This is a genomic window from Thermithiobacillus tepidarius DSM 3134 (genome assembly GCF_000423825.1).
GTDB classification, from domain to species: Bacteria; Pseudomonadota; Gammaproteobacteria; order Acidithiobacillales; family Thermithiobacillaceae; genus Thermithiobacillus; species Thermithiobacillus tepidarius.
Genome location: NZ_AUIS01000005.1, coordinates 164,201 through 185,791, shown reverse-complemented (window position 1 = coordinate 185,791; position 21,591 = coordinate 164,201). Strand labels below are relative to the sequence as shown.

The following is a 21,591-nucleotide window of genomic DNA, read 5'->3' as shown; positions in this document are numbered from 1 at the left end:
GGAGCGGCACGTGATTGCCATCCTGGAAGCCCGGCGCGCAGGCCTGCTGCGCCGGGAACACCTGTTGCCCAACATCGTTGCCGGCATCATCGTCGGCGTGGTGGCGCTGCCGCTCGGCATGGCCTTCGCCATCGCTTCCGGCGCCAAGCCGGAACAGGGGCTCTACACCGCCATCATCGCCGGCCTGCTGACCGCGCTCTTCGGCGGCAGCCGGGTGCAGATTTCCGGCCCAACCGGCGCCTTCATCGTCATCCTCGCGGCCATCGCCGCCCAACACGGCATCGACGGCCTGCTGCTGGCCTCCATGATGGCGGGCTTCCTGCTGCTGGCCATGGGGTTGGCGCGCCTGGGCGGCGTGATCAAGTACATCCCCGATCCGGTGGTGGTCGGCTTCACTGCCGGGATCGCCGTGATCATCTGGGTCGGACAGTGGAAGGACTTCTTCGGCCTCGTCCCCGCGCCGGGCGGCGAACACTTCCACCAGAAGCTCTGGCACCTCCTGCAGGCGCTGCCCCAGTTCCATCCGGCCACCACCGCCCTGGCGCTGCTGGCCTTGGCCCTGCTGGTGCTCACGCCGCGCCTGATCAAGCGCGTGCCCGGCCCGCTGGTGGCCCTGGTGGCGGTGACCACGCTGCAGGCCGTCTTCCACTTCGACGGCGTCGCCACCATCGGCAGCGCCTTCGGCGGCATCCCGCAAGCCCTGCCCGCCCTGCAGATGCCGGAAATCAGCTTTACCCGCCTGGTGGAGCTCATCGGCCCGGCCATCACCATCGCCATGCTGGGCGCCATCGAGTCCCTGCTCTCGGCGGTGGTGGCCGACGGCATGGCGGGCACCCGGCACGACTCCAACCAGGAACTCATCGGCCAGGGCATCGCCAACATCGTCACCCCGCTTTTCGGCGGCATTGCCGCCACCGGCGCCATCGCCCGCACCGCCACCAACATCCGCAACGGCGGCAACAGTCCGGTGGCGGCCATCGTCCACTCGCTGACCCTGCTGCTGGTCATCCTGGTGCTGGCGCCGCTGGCGATCTACATTCCGCTGGCCGCGCTGGCGGCCATCCTCTTCGTGGTGGCCTACCACATGAGCGAAGCGCGGCACTTCTGGCACATGCTCCGCCACGCTCCGCGCAACGACGTGATCGTGCTGCTCATCACCTTTTCCCTGACGGTCTTCGCCGACCTGGTGGTGGCGGTCAACGTCGGCGTCGTGCTCGCCGCCCTGCTCTTCATGCATCGCATGGCCCAGACCGTCCGCATCGAGGGGCTCGACGCGGACCGGCTGGCCGCCGAGTTCCCGGCGGCACCCGCGGCCCTGCCGCCGGACACCTTGGTCTACACCATCGAAGGTCCCTTTTTCTTCGGCGCGGCGGAGACCTTCGAGCGCACCATGGCCGGCATCCATGCGCGGGTGCGCACGGTGATCCTGTGCCTGGGCCGCGTGCCCTTTATCGATGCCACCGGCCTGCAGACCCTGGAGGAAGTCATCGGCCGCTTCCAGCAGCGGCAGACCCGCGTCATCCTCTGCCAGGCCAACGCCACCGTGCTGCGCAAGCTGGAGAATGCCGGCCTGCTCGAGCGCCTGGGCCGGGAGCAGGTGGTCCCGCAGCTCAGCCAGGCTATCGCCAAGGCCGCCGCGGCGGATTAAGCTATGGCCAAACCCCAAGCGAAGAGCGTGAACCATGTCCAAACCCGATCTCGGCACCGTTGAAAGCTTTCTGCTCGACCTCCAGGACCGCGTCTGCGCCGGCCTGGAAGCGGCCGACGGCCAGAGCCGCTTCCAGGAGGACGCCTGGAGCCGAACCGAGGGCGGCGGCGGGCGCACCCGGGTGATCCGCGACGGCGGCGTCTTCGAGAAGGGCGGCGTGAACTTTTCCAAGGTCTGGGGCGCCACCCTGCCGCCCTCGGCCACCGCCAGCCGCCCGGAGCTGGCCGGCCAGCCCTTCACCGCGATGGGGGTATCCCTGGTGCTGCACCCGCACAACCCCTATGTGCCCACGGTGCACATGAATTTCCGCTACTTCGAGGCCGGCGAGATCTGGTGGTTCGGCGGCGGCGCCGACCTCACGCCCTACTACGGCTTCGAGGAGGACGCGCGCCACTTCCACCGCACCCTGAAGGACGCCTGCGACGCCCACGATCCCGACTACTATCCCCAGTTCAAGGCTTGGTGCGACCGCTACTTCTTCCTCAAGCACCGCAACGAGGCGCGCGGCGTGGGCGGCATCTTCTTCGACGACCTCACCGGCGACCACGCCAAGCTGCAGGCCTTCTGGCAAACGGCGGCCGACAGCTTCCTGCCCGCCTACCTGCCCATCGTCGAACGCCGCAAGGCCATTCCTTACGGCGAGCGCGAGCGCCAGTTCCAGCTCTACCGCCGCGGCCGCTACGTGGAATTCAATCTGGTCTACGACCGCGGCACCCTCTTCGGGCTGCAGTCGGGCGGCCGCACCGAGAGCATCCTCATGTCCCTGCCGCCGCTGGTGAGCTGGGAATACAATTGGCAGCCGGCGCCCGGCACGCCCGAGGCGGCGCTTTACGAGCAGTTCCTGCCGGCGCGCGACTGGGCCTAGACATGCTGTACCAGCTTCTCAAGCCCGCCGTCTTCCGCCTCGATCCCGAGCAGGCCCATGACCTGGCCATTGCCGCCCTGGAAAAGGCGGGCGGCTGCGCCGTCAGCCGCGCCGCACTGCGCAGCCATTTTCAGTTGGAAGACCCGCGCCTGGCCCAGGAGATCTGCGGCATCCGTTTCCCCAATCCCATGGGCATGGCCGCCGGCTTCGACAAGAATGCCCGTGCCGTGCCCGCCCTGGCGGCACTGGGCTTCGGCTTCGTGGAGATCGGCACGGTCACGCCGCGCCCGCAGCCCGGCAATCCGAAGCCGCGCATCTTCCGCCTGCCCGACGACGGGGCGATCATCAACCGCATGGGCTTTCCCAACGACGGCGCCGAGATGGTGGCGGGCCGGCTGGCGCGGCTGGGCCGTCAGCCCGTACCCATCGGCATCAATCTCGGCAAGAACAAGTTGACCGCCTTGGAGGACGCCGCCCAGGACTACGTGGCCGCTTTGGACAAGCTCTTTCCCTACGGCGACTACTGCGTGGTCAACGTCAGCTCCCCCAACACCCCCGGCTTGCGCCTGCTGCAGGGCGCCGACTACCTGCGCGAGCTGATGGCCGCCGTCCAGGCCGCCAACCGGCGTCTGGCCGGGCAGCACGGCCGCCCGCCCCTGCCCGTCTTCCTCAAGATCGCCCCGGACCTCGCCCCCGAAGACCTGGAGGCCATCGGCGAGCTGGCGGTTGCCGGAGGAAGCCGGGACGACGGGGCGCCCGGCGCCCAACGCACCCTGATCGACGGCCTCATCGCCACCAACACCACCCTGGGCCGTGACGGCCTGCGCCGGCCCGCGGACGAGGCCGGCGGCCTGAGCGGCCAGCCTCTGCGGGCGCGCAGCACCGAGGTGATCCGCACCCTGGCGCGCATCACCCGTGGCGCCGTGCCTCTCATCGGCGCGGGCGGCGTGAGCAGCGGCTTGGATGCCTACGAAAAGATCCGCGCCGGCGCCAGCCTGGTGCAGGTCTACACCGGCTTCATCTATGCAGGGCCGGAGATCGCCCGCCGGATCAAGCGCGAGCTGCTGAACCTGCTGGATCGCGACGGCTTTGGCCGGGTGGCGGAAGCAGTGGGGGCGGATCAGGCCTAGCCGGAGCGCCCTTGCCAAGGGATATGGCATGGTGTATCTATTAACTTGACCCGCTGGCCCACAACAACGCGAAGCGGCAGCGCTCCGCGGAGCGCCTGACTGCCTGTGCCCCGGGTTGCAATGACAAGGCGCTTGCTTTTAAATGATTCCAATAATAAACCGGCCCCAGGCCACCGACCCGAACCGAGGAGACATGGCTCTATGAGCGACGCCATTGTTTATCTAACCGACGATACCTTTGAAAGCGAAGTACTGAAGTCCGACAAGCCGGTGCTGGTGGACTATTGGGCGGAATGGTGCGGCCCCTGCAAGATGATCGCCCCCATCCTGGACGAAATCGTCAAGGAATACGGCGACCGCCTGAAGGTGACCAAGCTGAACATCGACGAGAATCCGGCGACGCCGCCGAAGTACGGCATCCGCGGCATTCCCACCCTGATGCTCTTCAAGAACGGCGCGGTCGAAGCCACCAAGGTGGGCGCACTGAGCAAGTCTCAGCTGTCCTCCTTCCTGGATGCCAATCTGTAGGATGCACGGCCGGGTCCGTCCCGGCCGGTCCGCCTGCCGGCAGGGCCGATAGATCCGCCTTCCGGAGGACTAGCGGTTTTCATCCAGAAGTGTTATTTTTCTGAACCATTCCAACAAGTCGCTTGCCGTTCCGCTGCTTTCCTCCCCACGCCCGATAAGGTTCCGCTCTTCACATAAAAAAGGGCTGTGCTGGACAGCATAAGAAAAACGTGCCCCGGGTGATCCGGCAAGTGGCCTGCTGCGGTATTCCCGTATTCTTTAGATTTCCAACAGCCACCCCTTTGAGTCCGTCCCTATCTACACTCATGAACCTGACCGAACTGAAACAAAAAACCGCCTCGGAACTCGCGCAACTTGCCCAGGACCTGAATCTCGAGGGCGTCAGCCGCCTGAAGAAGCAGGATCTGATCTTCAACATCCTCAAGGCCCACGCCAAGAAAGGCGAGAGCATCTACGGCGAGGGGGTGCTGGAAATCCTGCAGGACGGCTTCGGCTTCCTGCGCGCCGCGGACAGCTCCTACATGGCCGGCCCCGACGACATCTACGTCTCGCCCTCGCAGGTGCGGCGCTTCAACCTGCACACCGGCGACACCGTGGCCGGCCAGATCCGTCCGCCCAAGGAAGGCGAGCGCTATTTCGCGCTGCTCAAGGTCGAGAGCATCAACTTCGAGCCGCCGGAAAACGCCAAGCACAAGGTCCACTTCGACAACCTGACGCCGCTCTTCCCCAATGACCGGCTCAAGCTGGAGTCCGACGTCTACAGCTTCGACGAGATCACGCCGCGCGTGGTGGATCTGGTGTCGCCGGTGGGCAAGGGCCAGCGCGGCCTGATCGTCGCCCCGCCCAAGACCGGCAAGACCGTAATGCTGCAGCAGATCGCCCACGCCATCACCGCCAACCATCCCGAGTGCTATCTCATCGTCCTGCTCATCGACGAGCGGCCCGAGGAAGTGACGGAAATGCAGCGCTCGGTGAAAGGCGAAGTGGTGTCCTCCACCTTCGACGAGCCGGCCACCCGCCACGTGCAGGTCGCCGAGATGGTGCTGGAGAAGGCCAAGCGCCTGGTGGAGCACAAGCACGACGTGGTCATCCTGCTCGACTCCATCACCCGCCTGGCGCGCGCCTACAATACCGTGATCCCGTCCTCGGGCAAGGTGCTGACCGGCGGCGTGGACGCCAACGCCCTGCACAAGCCCAAGCGCTTCTTCGGCGCCGCGCGCAACATCGAGGAAGGCGGCTCGCTGACCATCCTCGCCACCGCGCTGATCGACACCGGCTCCAAGATGGACGAGGTGATCTTCGAGGAGTTCAAGGGCACCGGCAACATGGAAGTGCACCTGGACCGCAAGCTGGCGGAAAAGCGCATCTACCCGGCCATCAACATCAATCGCTCCGGCACCCGCCGCGAGGAACTGCTGGTGCCGTCGGACATCCTGTCCAAGATGTGGATCCTGCGCAAGCTGCTGGCGCCCATGGACCCGGTGGAAGCCATGGAATTCCTGCTCGACAAGCTGCGCGCCACCAAGAACAACGCGGAATTCTTCGATTCCATGAACCGCTGACGAGCGCCGCTGCGCCCTCGCGCGGGGGCGCGGCGCAATCTGGACGAAGGCAAGGCGCGCGTTTATAATTTCGGATTTGAGTTTACACGCTTGATGCGTCAACAAGGATCAACACCATGAAAGCCGACATTCATCCCAAATACTCCGAGATCAAGGTCACGTGCAGCTGCGGCAGCGAGTTCACGACGCGCTCCACCGTCGGCCGGGATCTCCACATCGATGTCTGCTCCCTCTGCCATCCCTTCTACACGGGCAAGCAGAAGGTGCTCGACACGGGCGGCCGGGTCGACAAGTTCCGCCAGAAGTATGGCATGAAGTAAGGACCATGCCGCGGATGGCTTGAAAAGGCGCCTTTGGGCGCCTTTTTGCGTGCGCGGAGCACCATGCGCAATCCCGAAGAATGCCACATCCTGCTGGGGCGGCTGGACAGCCTGGAGGAGCTGGCGCCGATCCTGGCCAAGCCCTTGCCCGAAGGCTTGGCGCCGCAGCAGATCCATATCCTGAGCGGCGAACTGCCCAGCGAGATCGACGCCGCCCAATGGCGCGGCGGGCAGACGCATCCCAGCTCGCCGAAGCGTTGGGTGCTGGGCGGCGCGCTCGCCTTCCTGCCCATCGGGCTCGCGGGCGTGCTGCTGGGCAACCATTGGCTGTGGCTGCCCGGCATGCTGGTGTCCGGGGCCGTGTGGGGCTGGTTCGCCCACTTCTACTGGCGCTTGTTCCGGACCAGCCGCAGCCATGAACTGCAGGATTTCGGCCTGCCGAAGAAGGACTGGGGCCTGGCGGAAGCGGAGCTGGCCGACGGCGCGGTGATCCTGGTCCTCACCCTGCGCCCCACCCAGGTGGACATCGCCGAGCGCTGGCTATCAGCCAATGAAATTCCGGCTTATCATGTGCTAGTCTAGCTTCGTTCTACAAACCCCAGGAAACGCCTCCATGAACCAGGATTTCGCCAGCGCCGCCTTGCGCTACCACGCCGAGCCCAGGCCCGGCAAGATCAGCGTCCAGTCCAGCAAGCCCTGCGCCACCCAAGGCGACCTGTCCCTGGCCTATACCCCCGGCGTCGCCGAGCCGGTGCGCGCCATCGCCGCCGAGCCGGACGCCGCCTACCGCTACACCAGCAAGGGCAACCTGGTGGCGGTCATCAGCAACGGCACGGCGGTGCTGGGGTTGGGCAACGTGGGACCCCTGGCGGGCAAGCCGGTCATGGAAGGCAAGGCGGTGCTGTTCAAGCGCTTCGCCGATATCGACGTCTTCGACATCGAGGTGGAGGCGCGCGATGCCGACCACTTCATCGACGTGGTCAGCGCCATCGCCCCGACCTTCGGCGGCATCAACCTGGAAGACATCGCCGCGCCCGACTGCTTCCGCATCGAGAACACCCTGCGCGAGCGCCTGGACATCCCGGTCTTCCACGACGACCAGCACGGCACCGCGGTGATTATCGCCGCCGCCCTGCTCAACGCCCTGGAGTTGGTGGACAAGCGTCTGGAAGCGGTGCGCATCGTCTGCCTCGGCGCCGGCGCCGCCGGCCTGGCCAGCATGCGCATGCTGCGCACCCTCGGCGCCCGAGACATCACACTGGTGGACAAGGATGGCGTGCTCTACGCGGGACGCCCGGACCTGAACGACTATAGCCGCCCCTTCGCCGTGGATACCGCCGCGCGCCGCCTGGCGGACGTACTGCCCGGCGCCGACGTCTTCATCGGCGTGTCGGCCGCCAATGCCCTGCCGCCCGAACTGCTGGCGCAGATGGCCGACCGGCCCATCGTCTTCGCCCTGGCCAACCCGGACCCGGAGATCACCCCGGCGGCGGCGCGGGCGGTGCGCCCCGACGTCATCATGGCCACCGGGCGCTCCGATTATCCGAACCAAGTCAACAACGTGCTCGGCTTCCCCTTCATCTTCCGCGGCGCCCTGGATGCCCAGGCGCGCACCATCAACGACGCCATGCTGAGCGCGGCGGTGCAGGCGCTGGCGCAATTGGCCCACGAGCCGGTGCCCGCCGAGGTGCTGCGGGCCTACAACGTGGATGCGCTCAGCTTCGGTCCGGACTACATCATTCCCAAGCCGCTCGACCCGCGCCTGCTGGAGCGGGTGTCCGGCGCGGTGGCGCGGGCGGCCGTGGACAGCGGGGTTGCCCGCCGGTGAGGAGACCGTCATGAGACTGGGCGACGTCGATACGAGCATCCTGGGGCGCTGGGTTGCTCTCGCCGTCGCCTTCATCGGACTGGTCTCGCTGGCCTATGTGGTCCTGCGGCCCTTCCTCATTCCCCTGGCCTGGGCCGGCATCCTGGTCTACGTGACCTGGCCGCTCCACCAGGCCCTGCGCAGCGGCCTGCAGGAGCGGGCCGGCCTCGCCGCCCTGCTCATGACTGCCGCGCTGGCGTTGCTCTTCATCCTGCCCACCCTGTGGCTGATCCTGTCCCTGGCCCGGGAAGCGCCCCTGGCCTTCGAGCGGATCAATGCCTACGTCACCAGCGGCGAGCACTCCGTCCCGGAACTGCTGGGCGGCATTCCGGTAGTCGGGGAACTCCTGCAGCGCCAGTGGGAACAACTGATCCGCAGCACGCCCGCCTTCGGCCAACAGGTCCTGCAGTGGGCCGGCCAGTGGTCCGGGTACGTGACCGGCATCCTGGGCGGCGTGGGCCGCATCGCCGCCAAGGCGGTGATCACCCTGTTCAGCGCCTACTTCCTGTATCGGCACGGCGAGAGCCTCTTGCAGCAGATCCGCCTGATCGCCGTCAGCCTGATCGGCGAGCGTGCCCACGATTATCTCTCCGCCATCGGCGGCACCGTGCGCGCGGTGGTCTACGGCCTGATCCTCACCGCCCTGGCCCAGGGCTTCCTGGCCGGCCTCGGCTATTGGGTCGCCGGCGTGGCGGCGCCGGTGATCCTGGCCATCGTCACCGCCCTGGTCGCCCTCATCCCCTTCGGTACCCCCTTCGTCTGGGGCGGCGTCAGCATCTGGCTGCTGGTGGAAGGGCACACCTGGTCCGGCATTGGTCTCTTTTTGTGGGGCGCTCTGGTGGTAAGCTGGGTGGACAATCTCATCCGCCCGCTGGTGATCAGCAGCGCCACCAAGATCTCGTTCCTGCTGGTCATGTTCGGCGTGCTGGGCGGCCTGGGCGCCTTCGGCCTGGTCGGCCTCTTCATCGGCCCGGTCATCCTGGCCATCCTCATCGCCGTCTGGCGGGAGTGGCTGGAAGGCATCCTGGAAAGGAACGCGATGGTCGGGCGCGAGCTCTGAAACGCTCCAGCGCCAGCCGGGCGATTGACCCGCCTGGCAATCGTCAGCAGAATACTTTCATGAACCCAAGCACCCTGTGCCCGCCCCCGGACCCCTTCGGCCACCAGGCGCGCTTCCTGGAGCGCTTCGCGCGGCGCACGCTCATCGTTCACGCCGGCTTTCCTGTCGGCTGGTTCGAGGAACTGCTCAAGCAACCCGGCGGCGGCGGCCATTTCCGCGTGGATCTGCGCATCGCGCCTGGCCAGCCTCCCACCCCCATCGAATGGGTGGTGCATGGCTTCATTGCGCCGCTGGAACTGCCGCTGCCCCTGCTGGTGCGCGTCGACCGCGAGGCCCTTTACATACGCCACCTGGTGAAAAACGGCACCGCCGCGCATCCGAGCGAGATCCTGTGGATGCTGGACGACATCCTGGACCGCTATCACGCACGCCTGCAGGTGCAGCCCGGGCATTTCGCCGCCGAGACGGGCATCCCCGTCAGCGACAACCGCATCGAGACCCCCTATGGCTCTTTTTGAGGTGAGTCGTGAAACGTGAGTCGTGAAACGCAAACAGGGAAAAGCCGAATCACGAATCACGAATCACGAATCACGAATCACAAACCACACATGGACGACCAGGAACTCCTCCGCTACAGCCGCCAGATCCTGCTGCCCGGCATCGACGTGGCGGGCCAGGAACGGCTGCTGGCCAGCCGGGTGCTGATCCTGGGGCTCGGCGGCCTGGGCTCGCCGGTGGCCCAGTACCTGGCCGCCGCCGGCGTCGGCGAGCTGCGGCTGGCGGACGGCGACCGCGTCGACTGGAGCAACCTGCAACGCCAGATCGTCCACGACGAAGCCCATGTGGGCATGAACAAGGCCGAATCCGCCGCCCTGCGGCTGCGTGCCCTGAATCCGGCCGTGCGCCTGCGGGTATTGCCGGCCTTTGCCGATGCCGACACGCTGCCGGCCTGGGTGGCGGCGGTGGACCTGGTGCTCGACTGCACCGACAACTTCGCCAGCCGCTTCGCCGTCAACGCCGCCTGCCGGGCCGCCGGCAAGCCGCTGATCAGCGCCGCCGCCATCCGCTTCGAGGGCCAGGTCTACACCTTCGATCCCCGGCAGGCCGACAGTCCCTGCTACGCCTGCCTCTATCCGCCCCATCTGGCGGACAGCGGCGAGGATACCTGCTCCCGCAGCGGCATCCTGGGCCCGATGGTGGGCCTGCTCGGCAGTTTGCAGGCGCTGGAAGCGGTCAAGCTGCTGGCGGGCCTCGGGTCGGCGCTGGCCGGCCAGGTGCTGATGGTGGACGGCCTGACCCAGGAATGGCGCCGCATGCGCCTGCCCAAGGACCCCGCCTGCGCCGTCTGCGGCAGCCGGCAAGCCTCCACTGACCAGAAGGCACGATGCCCATGATTCGCCTGCCGCGCACCCTCGTCAATCAAGTCCTGGCCCAGGCCCAGCAGCACCCGGGCGAGGAGGTCTGCGGCCTCATCGGCGCCCGCGGGGAACAGCCCACCACCCTCTACCCGGTACCCAACCGCCTGCACGACCCGCGCCGCTTCGCCATGGACGAAAGCGCCCAGATCGACGTTTTCCGAACCATGCGCGACAGCGGTGAGACGCTTTTTGCCATCTACCACTCCCACCCGCACGCGCCGGCCTACCCTAGTGCCACGGACCTGGCCGAAAGCGCCTATCCGGAGGCGCTTTATCTGATCGTTTCCCTGAATACCAAAGGCGTGCTGGAGCTGCGCGCTTTCCGCTTGGAAGGAAAAAAGGTGGAAGAAATGGACATCGGGCTTGCTCCGGAGTGACGGGCGCCTCGCTGAAGCGGGGATCGGGCGGAATCAAGCGTGAGCGCGGCCTCGGCCGCATATCCACGGCTGCGGCTGAGGCCGCTCCGACAACCTCGGCATAGCCTGGCGCCAGATCGGCCACGCTGGCGTCCTGCAATTGTAGGAGCGGGTTTGCCCGCGATACAGGGGCGGCCGCACGACCCTAGGGCGATGATCAGGCGCTCGCCGTGCCGCCCCTCACCCGGCCCGCGCCCGGCGGGAGCGGGTGTTCCAGGCGGCTGCGGTGCCATGCCAAGCTTGGCAGGCCGGTATGTTGGTGTGTAGGAGCGAGCTTGCTCGCGATCAGCCATATCGATTGGCGAGCCATCGCGAGCAAGCTCGCTCCTACAGCCAGGGGCGACAGCCGGCCTTGCTCTTTGCTTCCTTGCTCTTGGGCCAATCAGAGACACCGACCGGAGGGAGCTGCGCGAGGCGCAACCGCGAGCGACCCACCGGAGCGGCAAAACAAGCGCAGCGAAGTTTCGCGAGCCGCAGGCGAGAGTGAGCGCAGCGAACGGCAAAACGACCAACGGGAGATTACCGTTGCGCTGTCGGATCCTGCGGCGCCTCAGGCAACGGGCATTGCCCGTTTCATGAGCGCAACGAGAGCGAAAGCGAACGCAGTGAGCAACCAAAAGTAAGCCAAACCGGTTGGGCTTCGCGGCGCTCAGCCCAAGCTGCAAACCCCATCCGGCAGCGAATTCACTGCAGCCGCTCCTGCGCCACCTTGCCAGCCCTGGGCATCCGAAAGATCAGTCCTCCACCAGCTCTTCTTCCTGCTCCACCGACTCCAGCGGATTGGCAAAGCGCCCGCTGGCGCACAAGTCGTGCAGGTAGTCCGCGAACCCGTGGCCCACGTCCCGGTGCTGCACGGCGAATTCGATGGTGGCCTTGAGGTAACCGAGCTTGTAGTCGCAGTCGAAGCGCTTGCCCTGGAAGCGGTAGGCCAGCACCTGCTGCTCGTCCAGCAGGCGGGCGATGGCGTCGGTGAGCTGGATCTCCCCTTCGGCGCCCTTGGGGATCTGTTCCAGGTGATCGAAGATGCGCGCCGGCAGGATATAGCGGCCCATCACCGCCAGATTGGAAGGCGCGTCCTCCGCCTTGGGCTTCTCGACGATGCCGGTCACCTGATAAAGGTGATGGTCGCACGGCCGTCCCTCCACCACGCCGTACTGGGTGGTCACCGCCGGCGGCACTTCCTGCACGCCCAGGATGGCGGTGTTGAAGCGCTCGTACTGGGTCATCATCTGGGCCAGCACCGGTTCCGGCGCCATCATCAGATTGCTCGCCAGCAGCACCGCGAAGGGCTCGCCGCCGATGACGCTGCGCGCGCAATGCACGGCGTGGCCGAGACCCAAGGGCCGCGGCTGGCGGATGAAGACGGCGGAGACGTGGTCCGGCAGGATGCTGTGCACCATCTCCAGCAGCTGCAGCTTGCCGCGCTGCTTCAGCTCCATTTCCAGTTCGTAGGAGACGTCGAAGTGGTCGGTAATGGCCCATTTGCCGCGCCCGGTGATGAAAATGAGCTGGTCGCAGCCGGCGGCGATGGCCTCTTCCACCGCGTACTGAATCAGCGGCTTGTCGACGATGGGCATCATCTCCTTCGGGCTGGCCTTGGTCGCCGGCAGAAAACGGGTGCCCATGCCGCCCACGGGGAAAACAGCCTTCCTGACTGTCTGCATCTGTTGCTCCTCTCGCATGCTTACAGCTTATCCGCCTCCGCCGGGAAAACTGCGAGGGAGGCTGTGAAGTGACCTGCTGGCGAGCGGCATCCGCATGCCGGATCAGCGGCGCTGGTCCGGGAGGCGCGAACCTGCCAGTTAGATTGCCCGGATCCGGGAAAGTTGCTCAGCCTTTGGAGGGAGAAAAGGTTACCGCATTCCCGAGTTGGGGAAATGTAACGTTTGTATCATGACAAAGGGGCGCCCAAAGCACCGGGAGAGAGGTGGAACAAAGGGCCGATAGCCGAGGGCCGGCGACTCTGCATGGAGAATGGGAACAACAGAACGGGCAGGCAACTCTGGGAAGGACGGGGTTCTTCAGCGGGATAGGGTGGAAATAATGGGGTATTTTTGTGATTTTCAAGAAACAACCCGATTTTTGACGCTTCCACCAATCAGGCGGCAGGGTGCCAGCCTGCCGCTTCCTGTGCCTAGAAGAACGTGCCGTCGAGCGGACTGCTGGCGGTGGCGTAGAGCTTCTTCGGCATGCGGCCGGCCAGGAAGGCGGCCCGCCCGGCTTCCACGCCGAGCCTCATGGCCCGGGCCATGAGCACCGGGTCGCGGGCGGCGGCAATGGCGGTGTTCAACAGCACGCCGTCGCAGCCCAGCTCCAGGGCGATGGCCACGTCAGAGGCCGTGCCCACGCCGGCGTCCACCAGGATGGGCACCCGGGCCTGTTCCAGGATCAGCTTGAGGTTGTAGGGGTTGCGGATGCCGAGGCCCGAACCGATGGGCGCGGCCAGCGGCATGACCGCCACGCAGCCCATCTCCTCGAAGTGCTTGCAGGCCACCGGGTCGTCGGTGGCGTAGACCATCACCTGGAAGCCGTCCTTGATCAACACCTCCGCGGCCTTGAAGGTTTCCACCATGTCCGGGAACAGGGTCTTGGGATCGCCGATCACCTCCAGCTTCACGAGCTCCCAGCCGCCCAGCTCGCGGGCCAGCCGGCAGGTGCGCACAGCGTCCTCGGCGCTGTAGCAGCCCGCGGTGTTGGGCAGGATGGTGTACCGCTCGGGCGAGATCACGTCCAGCAGATTGGGCTCGTCTGGGTTCTGGCCGAGGTTGGTCCGGCGGATGGCCACGGTCACGATCTCCGCCCCCGAAGCCTCGATGGCGGCCCGGGTCTCCTGCAGGTCCTTGTACTTGCCCGTGCCGACCAGCAAGCGGGAGCGGTATTCGCGCCCGGCGATAACGAGGGGATCGTGGGAGTGTGGCATGGCGAGATCCTAAAAAGATGAAGGTTCGGCTTTTACGGGACCGGCGGGCATCAGGCGCCGCCGCCGATGGCGTGCACGATCTCCACCCGGTCGCCGTCCTGCAGGCGCGTGTCCGCGTGCTGGCTGCGCGGCACGATCTGCAGGTTCAGCTCCACGGCCACCCGCTTGCCGGCCAGATTCAGCCGGTCGAGGAGCTCGGCGATGGTCAGGGGAAGATCCAGGGGATATTCGGTCCCGTTTAAGAAAATTCGCATGCAGTGATGCTATGCGGCAAACGGGCCGGGGTCAAGAAGTCGGACTTGAATTTCCACGAGGTCGGCAATAGCATTGTAGCGCAGCTTCTCCATGCGGGTGTAGTTCAATGGTAGAACCTGAGCTTCCCAAGCTCATGACGTGGGTTCGATTCCCATCACCCGCTCCACTCATCGCTGCCGCAGGGCCGCTGTGCAAGGGCGGCCCAGCGGCTTTTCCGGCCACGCCGCGGGCTGTCCGCGGCTACTCCAAGGTGAAGTAGAAGGCAGCGCCCTGTTCCACCGCCCCCTCGGCCCAGATGCGGCCACCGTGGCGATCGATGACGCGCTGCACGATGGCCAGGCCGATGCCGGTGCCCTCGAACTCCGTTACGCCGTGCAGGCGCTGGAAGGCGCCGAAGAGCTTGTCGGCATAGGCCATGTCGAAGCCGGCGCCGTTGTCGCGCACGAAGTAGACCCGCTCCCCCGCCTCCTCCCGCACGCCGAACTCGATGCGGGCATTGTTTCGCTTGCCGGTGAACTTCCAGGCGTTGCCCAGCAGGTTGTCCAGCAGGATCTCCAGCAGGCGGGGATCGCCGTGGGCCGTCACCTCCGGCTCGATGACGAAATTCACCCGACGCGTCGGCTGCTCCGCTTGCAGCGCCGCGGCAATCCCGTGCGCCAGCATGCTCAGGTTCACCGGCTCGCGATGCATCTCGCTGCGGGTGATGCGCGACAGGCTCAGCAGGTCGTCGATGAGCTGGCCCATGCGCTGGCTGGCGTTCAACACCCGTTCCAGGTACTTCTGCCCGTCCGAATCCAGCTTGCCGTTGTAGTCCTCCAGCAACACCTGGCTAAAGCCGTGGATCGCCCGCAGGGGCGCGCGCAGGTCGTGGGACACCGAGTAGCTGAAGGCCTCCAGCTCGCGGTTCAGGGCCATCAGCTCGGCATTGACGGCGGTCAGCTCCGCTGTCCGCTCCGCCACCCGCTGCTCCAGCTCGGCGTTCAACTGGCGGATGGCGGCTTCCGCGCGCTTGCGTTCGCTGATGTCCTCCGCCGTGCCCACCACCCCCACGACGCGCCCGCCTTGCCGCAGGGGCGCCATGCTGATGCTGACCGCACGGACGCTGCCGTCCCGACACAGCAGCTCCGTCTCGTAATCGCGCACTTCGCTGCCCTGACTGGTTATTTGGGCAAAGTGCGCCTCCATGCCCGCCAGGGCGTCCGACCGGAAAAACCGGGAGAAGGGCTGGCCGATGAGCTCCTCGGGGGCATAGCCGGTCATCTCGGCGGTACGGCGGTTGGCGAGGGTAAAGCGACCCTGCCGGTCCAGCGCGACGATGGCATTGGTGACGCTGTGCATCACCCGGTCGCGGAACTCCTGGGCCTCGCGCAGCAGGCGATCCTTGCTCAATTCCCGCTCGCGTTGTAGGTATTCCTTGTACGCGCTGATGACGGCGATGGCGAGCACGAATAGGGAAGCGAAGCCGAGCGCCGCGGCGCCCAGCTTGTCGATGCCCATGCCCGGCAGTGCCTGGCTGGCGCTCCGGCCCAGCGGCGTGAAGATGGCAGCCTGCATTCCCGTGTAGTGCATGCCGGCGATGGCCACGCCCATGCCCGCCGCACTGCCGATCTTTTTCCAGCTCCAGCGGGCCAGCGTCTCGCCGCGCAGATGGAAAGCCAGCCACAGGGCGGCAACGGAGGCGCTGACGGCAATCAGAATGGAAGCAATGAAGAGACCGGGCCGATAGCTGATCACGACGGGCATGCGCATGGCTGCCATGCCGATGTAGTGCATGGCGGCAATGCCGGCACCCATGAACATGCCACCGACCAGCAGGGGGGCCGTCCCCATGAGGCGCCGGCCGGCGGTGAAGAGCGCCACGCCCGAAGCGCCGACGGCGATGAGCATGGACAGGATGGTCAGGTCGGGATCGTAGCGCATGGGCACGGGCATTTGCATCGCCATCATGCCGATGAAGTGCATCGACCAGATGCCGATGCCCATGGCCGCGGCGCCGCCCAGCAGCCATATCAGGCGCAGTCGGCCCTGCACGGCGGCGAGACGCCCGGCGAGTTCGAGCGCGGTGTAGGAAGCGCCGATGGCGACCACAATGGAAAGCATGACCAGGGTGGGATCATAACTGACGTGCACAGCCATGCCGGCGTGGGTCATTCTTGTTGTTCCTCCGGAGGGGACCTCATCCAGCGGCTTGCTTCGCCCGTGCCTGACGGCAACGGGCAGCGGATGCCCTTGCTCAGGGCTTGCTGGGCCCGGGCCCACCGCTCGTTCACTTGAGGGATTTGATCAAAACGCTGCAAAGCGGGAAAGGTTGACGGATACGCGGCACCGGCGGCTGGCCGCCGGTGCCGACATACAGGAGGCAAAAGGTACCCTCACCGGGTGCGGAATGCAATGCCCGGCAACGGAACCCCGGCGAGCGCTGCATCAGAGATTGGGCGTCTGCTTCTCGTTGGCCTGCTCGAAAAGGGTCTGACAGCGCACGTCGCGCACCGCCGTCGGCTGTACCCGCAGGCGCTCGATGGGAATCTCCTCACCGCAGTCCACGCAGTATCCATACTCGCCCCGGCCCATGCGATCCAGCGCGCGCTGCACCTCGGCCAGTTCCAGGCCCTCGCCCACGCTGCGCTGCAAGGTGATGTCGCTGGCCAGATCCGCGACGGACTCATCGGCGGGATCGCGGGCGCCGTCGTCCATGCTGCGCGGCGCGGCGAGATAGTCGCTGCTGAGCAGATGCTGGCGGACGGCCTCCGTCAGTTCGGCGCGTCGCTGCTCCAGAATCGCCCTGAACTCGTTCAAGGTTTGCGTATCCATGGCGAGCATTTCCCTTGGGATTGGAGGAAGGAGACTTATAGTTCAAAGCAGCCCATTCCGAGGCCGTGGCCTCACGGTACGCCCCCGGCGCCAGCCCGGCCAGAGCCAAAGGACCGATGGCCACCCGGATCAGGCGCAGCGTGGGGAAGCCCACCGCCGCGGTCATGCGCCGCACTTGGCGATTGCGGCCTTCGGTCAGCACGAGCTCCAACCAGGAAGTGGGCACGCTTTTGCGAAAGCGGATCGGCGGGTCGCGCGGCGGCACCGCAGGCGGCTCCAGGCGCCGGGCGCGGGCCGGCCGGGTCATCTTTCCTTCCAGAGGCACGCCCGCCTCCAGCCGGGCCAGGGCCGCGTCGCCGATCTCGCCCTCCACCTGCACCCAATAGGTCTTCGGCAGCTTGTAGCGCGGATTGCTCAGAAAGGCCTGCAAAGCGCCGTCATCGGTGAGCAGCAGCAGGCCCTCGCTGTCGCGATCCAGCCGGCCGGCCGGGTACACGCCGGGCACGGGCACGTAATCGGCCAGCGTGGTCCGGCCGGCGTCGTCAGTGAACTGGCACAGCACGTCATAGGGCTTGTGAAGAAGGAGCAGGCGCGGCATATAATGGGTCTAATTTTCGTAGTGCCCTGCAACGACCCCGGCAGGGACGATGGGAGTCAGACATGCAGCTTCGCGTACTCATGATCCTCAGCGCCGCCGATCGCATCCGCCTCCGGGACGGCAGCGAGCATCCGACCGGCTACTGGGCCGAAGAAGTGGTCGAGCCCTATTATAGCTTTACCGAGAACGGGATTCAGGTGGACATCGCCACGCCCGGCGGTCGGCCGCCCCATGCCGACCCCCTGAGCCTGGACCCAGCCCAGTTCGGCGGCGACCTCGGGCGGGTCGCCAACCTCAAGGACCAGCTCGACATGATCGAGGGGCTGGACGCGCCGCTGGCGCTGGAGGCCCTGGACGACGCCGCCCTGCAGCATTACGACGCCGTCTTCTTTCCCGGCGGCCACGGCCCCATGGCGGATCTGGACAAGGACCCGCAGGTGGCGCGCATCCTGCGCGGCATGCAGCGGGCCGGCAAGCCCATCGCCGCCCTCTGCCACGGTCCCGCCGCCCTGCTGGGCGCCCGCGACGAGCAGGGCCGCTGGCTCTTCGCCGGCTATCGCAGCACCTGCTTCAGCAACGCCGAGGAGGCGCAGACCGAGCTGGCCGGCAAGCTCGACTACGAATTGGAAAGCGCCCTGCGCGCGGCCGGCGCGCAGCCCGAGCCGGGCTCCGCCTGGGGCGAGAAGGTCGTGGTGGACCGCAATCTCTTCACCGGACAGAACCCGGCCTCCGCCCGTGCGCTGGCCTATGCCGTGGTCAAGGAACTGCAGAAGGCCTGCCCGAGCGGTTGCGGGGCCTGCCGCCATTGAGGCCGTGACACGTGAGTCGTGAAAGGCGGACGGACGGCTCACGAATCACGAATCACGAATCACGAATCACGAATCACGAATCACGAATCACGAATCACGAATCACGAATCACCTTACCAAGGAGCAAGCCATGGATGTCAACGAGAAAAAGAAAGCCGCTGCCCACGCCGCGCTGGCCTACATCAAGCCCGGCATGATCGTGGGCGTGGGCACCGGGTCCACCGTCAACTTCTTCATCGATGCCCTGAGCCAGTCGCGCATCGACGTGGAAGGCTACGTCGCCTCCAGCATCGCCACCGAGCAGCGCCTCAAGGCCGCCGGCCTGACCGTGCTCGACCTCAACCAGACCGGTGATATCCCGGTCTACGTGGACGGCGCCGACGAGATCGATCCCTACTTCCGCATGATCAAGGGCGGCGGCGCGGCGCTGACCCGCGAAAAGATCGTCGCCAGCGCCTCGCGCCAGTTCATCTGCATCGTCGACGACAGCAAGGAAAAAGGCATGCTCGGCCAGTTCCCCCTGCCCGTCGAGGTCCTCCCCTTCGCCCGCTCCTACGTGGCCCGGCAACTGGTCAAGATGGGGGGCAATCCCACCCTGCGCCAAGGCGTGACCACCGACAACGGCAACGTCATCCTGGACGTGGTCGGCCTCGATTTCACCGACCCGGTGAACCTGGAAAAGGAGATCAACAACATCCCGGGCGTGCTGGACAACGGCGTCTTCGCCAAGCGCCGGGCGGACGTGCTGCTGGTGGGCGGCGACAGCGGCGTGCAGACCCATAAGCCGCATTTCTGAGCTCCAACGGGTCAAGCGGCACGTAATTCAGCCAGGCCGGATCCGAAGAGCCGTGCCGCTTGCCCGAAGGCACTCGCAAGCCGGTTCGCGCCCGTCAACGCTTGTCCACGCGCAGGGATTCATGGCATGCGTGCACTGCCCAAGCGGTGCATTGGCGGATTCGCGGCGGAAAACGCGCCGACAGCGGCTGGCATCCACCCGGAACCCTGGCCTCGCAGCGGGGGAGGAGCGGGCTTGCCCAGGATTTTGTCTCCCCCGCACCATATGATCGCGGGCAAGCCCGCTCCTGCGACCGGCGGCGGCACCACGGCCGCAGGGCGATGATCGGTGTTCGCCGTGCCCCCTCACCCGGCCCGCGCCCGCCCGGAGCGGGCATGCCGGACGGTTGCGGTACCGTGCCGAATCCTGGCGAACTGGCATCCTGGCTCGTAGGAGCGAGCTTGCTCGCGATCCACTGTGCCGATCGGCCAGCCATCGCGGGCAAGCCCGCTCCTACCGCCGGTGGCGGCAGCGGGGTTTTGCCGTTCCTGTCCTTTGCCGCGCCGGGGCGGCGGGGAAGCAGCGCGTGGCGGGACAACGGGGCGCATTCTTTTTGCCTGCCTTTGTGCGCTCAAGAAAAAGCAGGTTGCCGTCGGACCCCCCCCCGACACCCAAACTCGATAAACCTCCCGCAGGTTGGGCTTCGCACCGCTCAACCCAACACACGCTTCAAACATCGACACTCGCTTTAAACGGACTTGCCGAATGAAAAGAACCGACCTGGAAAAACACAAGGGCTTGAAGATCAAAAGCCAAATGCAAGGTCCGGCGACGGCCGGGCGGCCCAAGGACGCGGCCATCAGCCGACGCGAGCAGCGCGAGCGCGATCGGGCGCTCGGGCTGGTGCCGTTCGCCGTCAAGCTCAACGGCGAATTGGTGAAGCGGCTCCAGGACTTGGCGCAGGAGCGCCGGATCGGCTTGAACGAGTTGGTGGGCGAATTGCTGCAAAAGGGACTGGACAACGGCGGATAGAGGAAGGGCCAAATCCGGGCACGGGCGGCTCGGGAATCCGCAGATCCCGATAGCGGCCCGACCTCCCCGAAGCAGAAACCAAACCGCGCCGGAAGGGAGTTGACGCCAGGCTGCGGATGGCGGGACGGCTCCTGCCGCCCCGCTGTGCGCCAGGAGCCTCGCCCGGCGCGGCCTGCACCCGCCCGCTAGTGCACGCCGCCGGCGGGCTCGCCCTGCAGGCCGGGCACGCTGCCCGCTTCCGCGTGGCGCTCCAGCTGATCGACCACGCCGGCGACGCCGCGCAGGTTCTCGATCCGGTCGATGAGCGCCTGCGCCTCGTCGGCCAGAATGGGCCCGCTCAAGGTGACCTGACCCTCCTGGACCTCCACCTGGATGGCGCTGGGATGGCTGGTCAGGCGGCCGATGGCGGCGTGAATGCGCTCGACCAGGATGCTGTCCTCGACCGGCTCCCGCTTCATGCGGGCCCGCAGCTCCGAACCCAGACCGCGCGTGCGGTTCATCATGTCTTCCGAAAACTTGTTGACGGTGTCGGTCGCCTTGTTGGCCGCGCTGCTGGCCTTGTCGCGCATCTGTGCGCGGCGCTGCTGGCCGCGCTCGGGATCGAAGAGGTACATCAAGCCGGCGCCGAGGCCGGCGCTGAACAGCAAACCCATGGTTTTTTTCATGACTCATCTCCTGTCTTGATCGTTGCGTTCCGGCTGACGTCAAACCGCTCAACCCGCTGGCGCGGGTCCATTCAAATCGTGCAATTCTCTTAGAGTCTGCAGGGGGACGGCAGTTCAGACGCGGGGCCAGGCCCGCCGCCCCCTGCAATGGACCGCCCCCCATCGGATCGCAGGCAAGCCCGCGCCTGCGGCCGCTTGCGCTGGCTTCGCCCTCCCCCAGCCTCGGTCACGGCCCGCATGCTCCGCTCCACCTTTTTGCTCTTTCGTTCGGTAGGAGAGGCGCTCAAGATGGGCCAAGCGAACCTTGTCCCCTTATCCAACAGAGGAGGAGCACGCCATGCAATGGGTGTCGATGATCTTGATCGGTTGGCTGATCTTTACGGCGGCGGTGGGCTACGGCCTCATCATGGCCGGGCTGAGCCCCACCTGGACAGGCATCATCGTGGTGGGCATGGTGGGGATCGGGATCATCATCTCGGTGACCAAGGGCAAGTCAGGCCACAGCCACTGACCCCGGCGCGGCTCAGAAGGGCTCCAGCCGGGCCTCGTAGTCGAAGATGATGAGCCGGTAGAGCTTGTCGCCCAGTTGTACGTGGGCGCTCTCGGGCATGCCGAGGGTGATAGTGTTGCCGCCCGCCGCGGACAGGCCGCCGGGCCCGAACTTGTCCTGTTCGATGAGGGCCTGCAGAAGCTCCTGCATCTCGTCGCGGGGCGCGCTGGCCGTGTTGTCGATGAGCCGGCACGGCTTGCCCTTGCGGGTCACGCCTTCGAGAACGACGGCATCGGGATTGAGCGGATTGGCCTCGTCGAAACTGAGGTTATGGTCGATGAAGGAACTGTCTTCTACCATGC

Annotated in this window: 24 protein-coding genes and 1 tRNA gene; 17 read left to right on the top strand and 8 right to left on the bottom strand. The window is 66.4% G+C overall.

The annotated features are described in order from the left end of the window. Positions 1-10: 10 nt before the first annotated feature. The 12 genes from sulP to G579_RS0103500 all read left to right on the top strand — a co-directional run bounded on the left by sulP (position 11) and on the right by G579_RS0103500 (position 10,835). Positions 11-1,648 carry a sulfate permease gene (sulP, locus tag G579_RS0103555; RefSeq protein ID WP_028989076.1) on the top strand — a complete coding sequence of 546 codons (1,638 nt, stop codon included), beginning with the start codon at positions 11-13 and terminating at the stop codon, positions 1,646-1,648. Between the two features lie 34 nt (positions 1,649-1,682). Continuing rightward, positions 1,683-2,573, top strand: a complete 891-nt coding sequence (gene hemF, locus G579_RS0103550) for an oxygen-dependent coproporphyrinogen oxidase (RefSeq protein WP_028989075.1) — start codon at positions 1,683-1,685, stop codon at positions 2,571-2,573. Between the two features lie 2 nt (positions 2,574-2,575). Beyond that, the gene (locus G579_RS0103545; protein WP_028989074.1) at positions 2,576-3,703 is read left to right on the top strand and encodes a quinone-dependent dihydroorotate dehydrogenase; all 1,128 of its coding nucleotides are present in this window, start codon (positions 2,576-2,578) and stop codon (positions 3,701-3,703) included. Between the two features lie 201 nt (positions 3,704-3,904). Beyond that, positions 3,905-4,231, top strand: a complete 327-nt coding sequence (gene trxA, locus G579_RS0103540; RefSeq protein ID WP_028989073.1) for a thioredoxin TrxA — start codon at positions 3,905-3,907, stop codon at positions 4,229-4,231. A 305-nt stretch (positions 4,232-4,536) separates the two neighbouring features. After that, complete coding sequence (rho, locus tag G579_RS0103535) at positions 4,537-5,793, top strand: transcription termination factor Rho (RefSeq protein WP_028989072.1); 1,257 nt, start codon at positions 4,537-4,539, stop codon at positions 5,791-5,793. A 116-nt stretch (positions 5,794-5,909) separates the two neighbouring features. Then, positions 5,910-6,113, top strand: coding sequence for a 50S ribosomal protein L31 (gene rpmE / locus G579_RS0103530; RefSeq protein WP_028989071.1), 204 nt, complete (start codon positions 5,910-5,912; stop codon positions 6,111-6,113). A gap of 63 nt (positions 6,114-6,176) precedes the next feature. Then, positions 6,177-6,695 carry a hypothetical protein gene (locus G579_RS0103525; RefSeq protein WP_155989730.1) on the top strand — a complete coding sequence of 173 codons (519 nt, stop codon included), beginning with the start codon at positions 6,177-6,179 and terminating at the stop codon, positions 6,693-6,695. Between the two features lie 31 nt (positions 6,696-6,726). Beyond that, positions 6,727-7,941, top strand: a complete 1,215-nt coding sequence (locus G579_RS0103520) for a malic enzyme-like NAD(P)-binding protein (protein WP_028989069.1) — start codon at positions 6,727-6,729, stop codon at positions 7,939-7,941. Between the two features lie 10 nt (positions 7,942-7,951). Further along, complete coding sequence (locus G579_RS0103515) at positions 7,952-9,040, top strand: AI-2E family transporter (protein ID WP_038017874.1); 1,089 nt, start codon at positions 7,952-7,954, stop codon at positions 9,038-9,040. A 59-nt stretch (positions 9,041-9,099) separates the two neighbouring features. Then, complete coding sequence (locus G579_RS0103510; protein ID WP_051180799.1) at positions 9,100-9,558, top strand: hypothetical protein; 459 nt, start codon at positions 9,100-9,102, stop codon at positions 9,556-9,558. Positions 9,559-9,648: 90 nt separating this feature from the next. Further along, positions 9,649-10,434, top strand: coding sequence for a HesA/MoeB/ThiF family protein (locus G579_RS0103505; protein WP_028989066.1), 786 nt, complete (start codon positions 9,649-9,651; stop codon positions 10,432-10,434). Further along, positions 10,425-10,835, top strand: a complete 411-nt coding sequence (locus G579_RS0103500) for a Mov34/MPN/PAD-1 family protein (protein WP_028989065.1) — start codon at positions 10,425-10,427, stop codon at positions 10,833-10,835. The genes G579_RS0103505 and G579_RS0103500 overlap by 10 nt, the downstream gene beginning before the upstream one ends. A 773-nt stretch (positions 10,836-11,608) precedes the next feature. Here G579_RS0103500 and galU read toward each other — a convergent pair. The 3 genes from galU to thiS form a co-directional block, all read right to left on the bottom strand. Further along, positions 11,609-12,538 carry a UTP--glucose-1-phosphate uridylyltransferase GalU gene (gene galU / locus G579_RS15665; RefSeq protein ID WP_051180798.1) on the bottom strand — a complete coding sequence of 310 codons (930 nt, stop codon included), beginning with the start codon at positions 12,536-12,538 and terminating at the stop codon, positions 11,609-11,611. Between the two features lie 470 nt (positions 12,539-13,008). After that, positions 13,009-13,794 (bottom strand): thiazole synthase, encoded by a 786-nt coding sequence (locus tag G579_RS0103490; protein WP_028989064.1) that lies wholly within the window; start codon positions 13,792-13,794, stop codon positions 13,009-13,011. Positions 13,795-13,844: 50 nt separating this feature from the next. Next, positions 13,845-14,048 carry a sulfur carrier protein ThiS gene (gene thiS, locus G579_RS0103485; protein WP_028989063.1) on the bottom strand — a complete coding sequence of 68 codons (204 nt, stop codon included), beginning with the start codon at positions 14,046-14,048 and terminating at the stop codon, positions 13,845-13,847. Positions 14,049-14,141: 93 nt separating this feature from the next. On the opposite strand from thiS, the gene G579_RS0103480 reads away from it, so the two are divergent. Then, a tRNA-Gly gene (locus G579_RS0103480) sits at positions 14,142-14,215 on the top strand. Positions 14,216-14,289: 74 nt separating this feature from the next. Here G579_RS0103480 and G579_RS18085 read toward each other — a convergent pair. From G579_RS18085 to G579_RS18525, 3 genes are all read right to left on the bottom strand, one after another. Next, a complete protein-coding gene (locus G579_RS18085; protein ID WP_051180797.1) occupies positions 14,290-16,200 on the bottom strand; it encodes an MHYT domain-containing protein in 1,911 nt (636 codons plus the stop codon). A 273-nt stretch (positions 16,201-16,473) separates the two neighbouring features. Then, complete coding sequence (locus G579_RS18080) at positions 16,474-16,743, bottom strand: TraR/DksA family transcriptional regulator (RefSeq protein ID WP_162142966.1); 270 nt, start codon at positions 16,741-16,743, stop codon at positions 16,474-16,476. Then, on the bottom strand, positions 16,712-17,458 hold the full coding sequence (locus G579_RS18525) for a pseudouridine synthase (RefSeq protein ID WP_081662560.1): 747 nt from the start codon (positions 17,456-17,458) through the stop codon (positions 16,712-16,714). Before G579_RS18525 ends, G579_RS18080 begins: the two co-directional genes overlap by 32 nt. A 62-nt stretch (positions 17,459-17,520) precedes the next feature. Between G579_RS18525 and G579_RS15650 the strand changes: the two genes are divergently transcribed. From G579_RS15650 to G579_RS0103450, 3 genes are all read left to right on the top strand, one after another. Next, positions 17,521-18,267 (top strand): type 1 glutamine amidotransferase domain-containing protein, encoded by a 747-nt coding sequence (locus tag G579_RS15650; protein WP_051180795.1) that lies wholly within the window; start codon positions 17,521-17,523, stop codon positions 18,265-18,267. A gap of 130 nt (positions 18,268-18,397) precedes the next feature. Further along, a complete protein-coding gene (rpiA, locus tag G579_RS0103455; protein ID WP_028989061.1) occupies positions 18,398-19,063 on the top strand; it encodes a ribose-5-phosphate isomerase RpiA in 666 nt (221 codons plus the stop codon). Between the two features lie 744 nt (positions 19,064-19,807). Continuing rightward, positions 19,808-20,074: a hypothetical protein gene (locus tag G579_RS0103450; RefSeq protein WP_028989060.1), complete on the top strand. Its 267-nt coding sequence runs from the start codon at positions 19,808-19,810 to the stop codon at positions 20,072-20,074. Positions 20,075-20,259: 185 nt separating this feature from the next. Here the strand turns inward: G579_RS0103450 and G579_RS0103445 are convergent, their stop codons facing one another. Beyond that, the gene (locus G579_RS0103445; RefSeq protein ID WP_028989059.1) at positions 20,260-20,739 is read right to left on the bottom strand and encodes a BON domain-containing protein; all 480 of its coding nucleotides are present in this window, start codon (positions 20,737-20,739) and stop codon (positions 20,260-20,262) included. A gap of 337 nt (positions 20,740-21,076) precedes the next feature. On the opposite strand from G579_RS0103445, the gene G579_RS18965 reads away from it, so the two are divergent. Continuing rightward, positions 21,077-21,250 carry a hypothetical protein gene (locus G579_RS18965; RefSeq protein ID WP_155989729.1) on the top strand — a complete coding sequence of 58 codons (174 nt, stop codon included), beginning with the start codon at positions 21,077-21,079 and terminating at the stop codon, positions 21,248-21,250. 12 nt (positions 21,251-21,262) lie between these two features. On the opposite strand, the gene G579_RS0103435 is transcribed toward G579_RS18965, so the two are convergent. Then, positions 21,263-21,589, bottom strand: coding sequence for a hypothetical protein (locus tag G579_RS0103435; protein WP_038017870.1), 327 nt, complete (start codon positions 21,587-21,589; stop codon positions 21,263-21,265). Positions 21,590-21,591 lie beyond the last annotated feature (2 nt).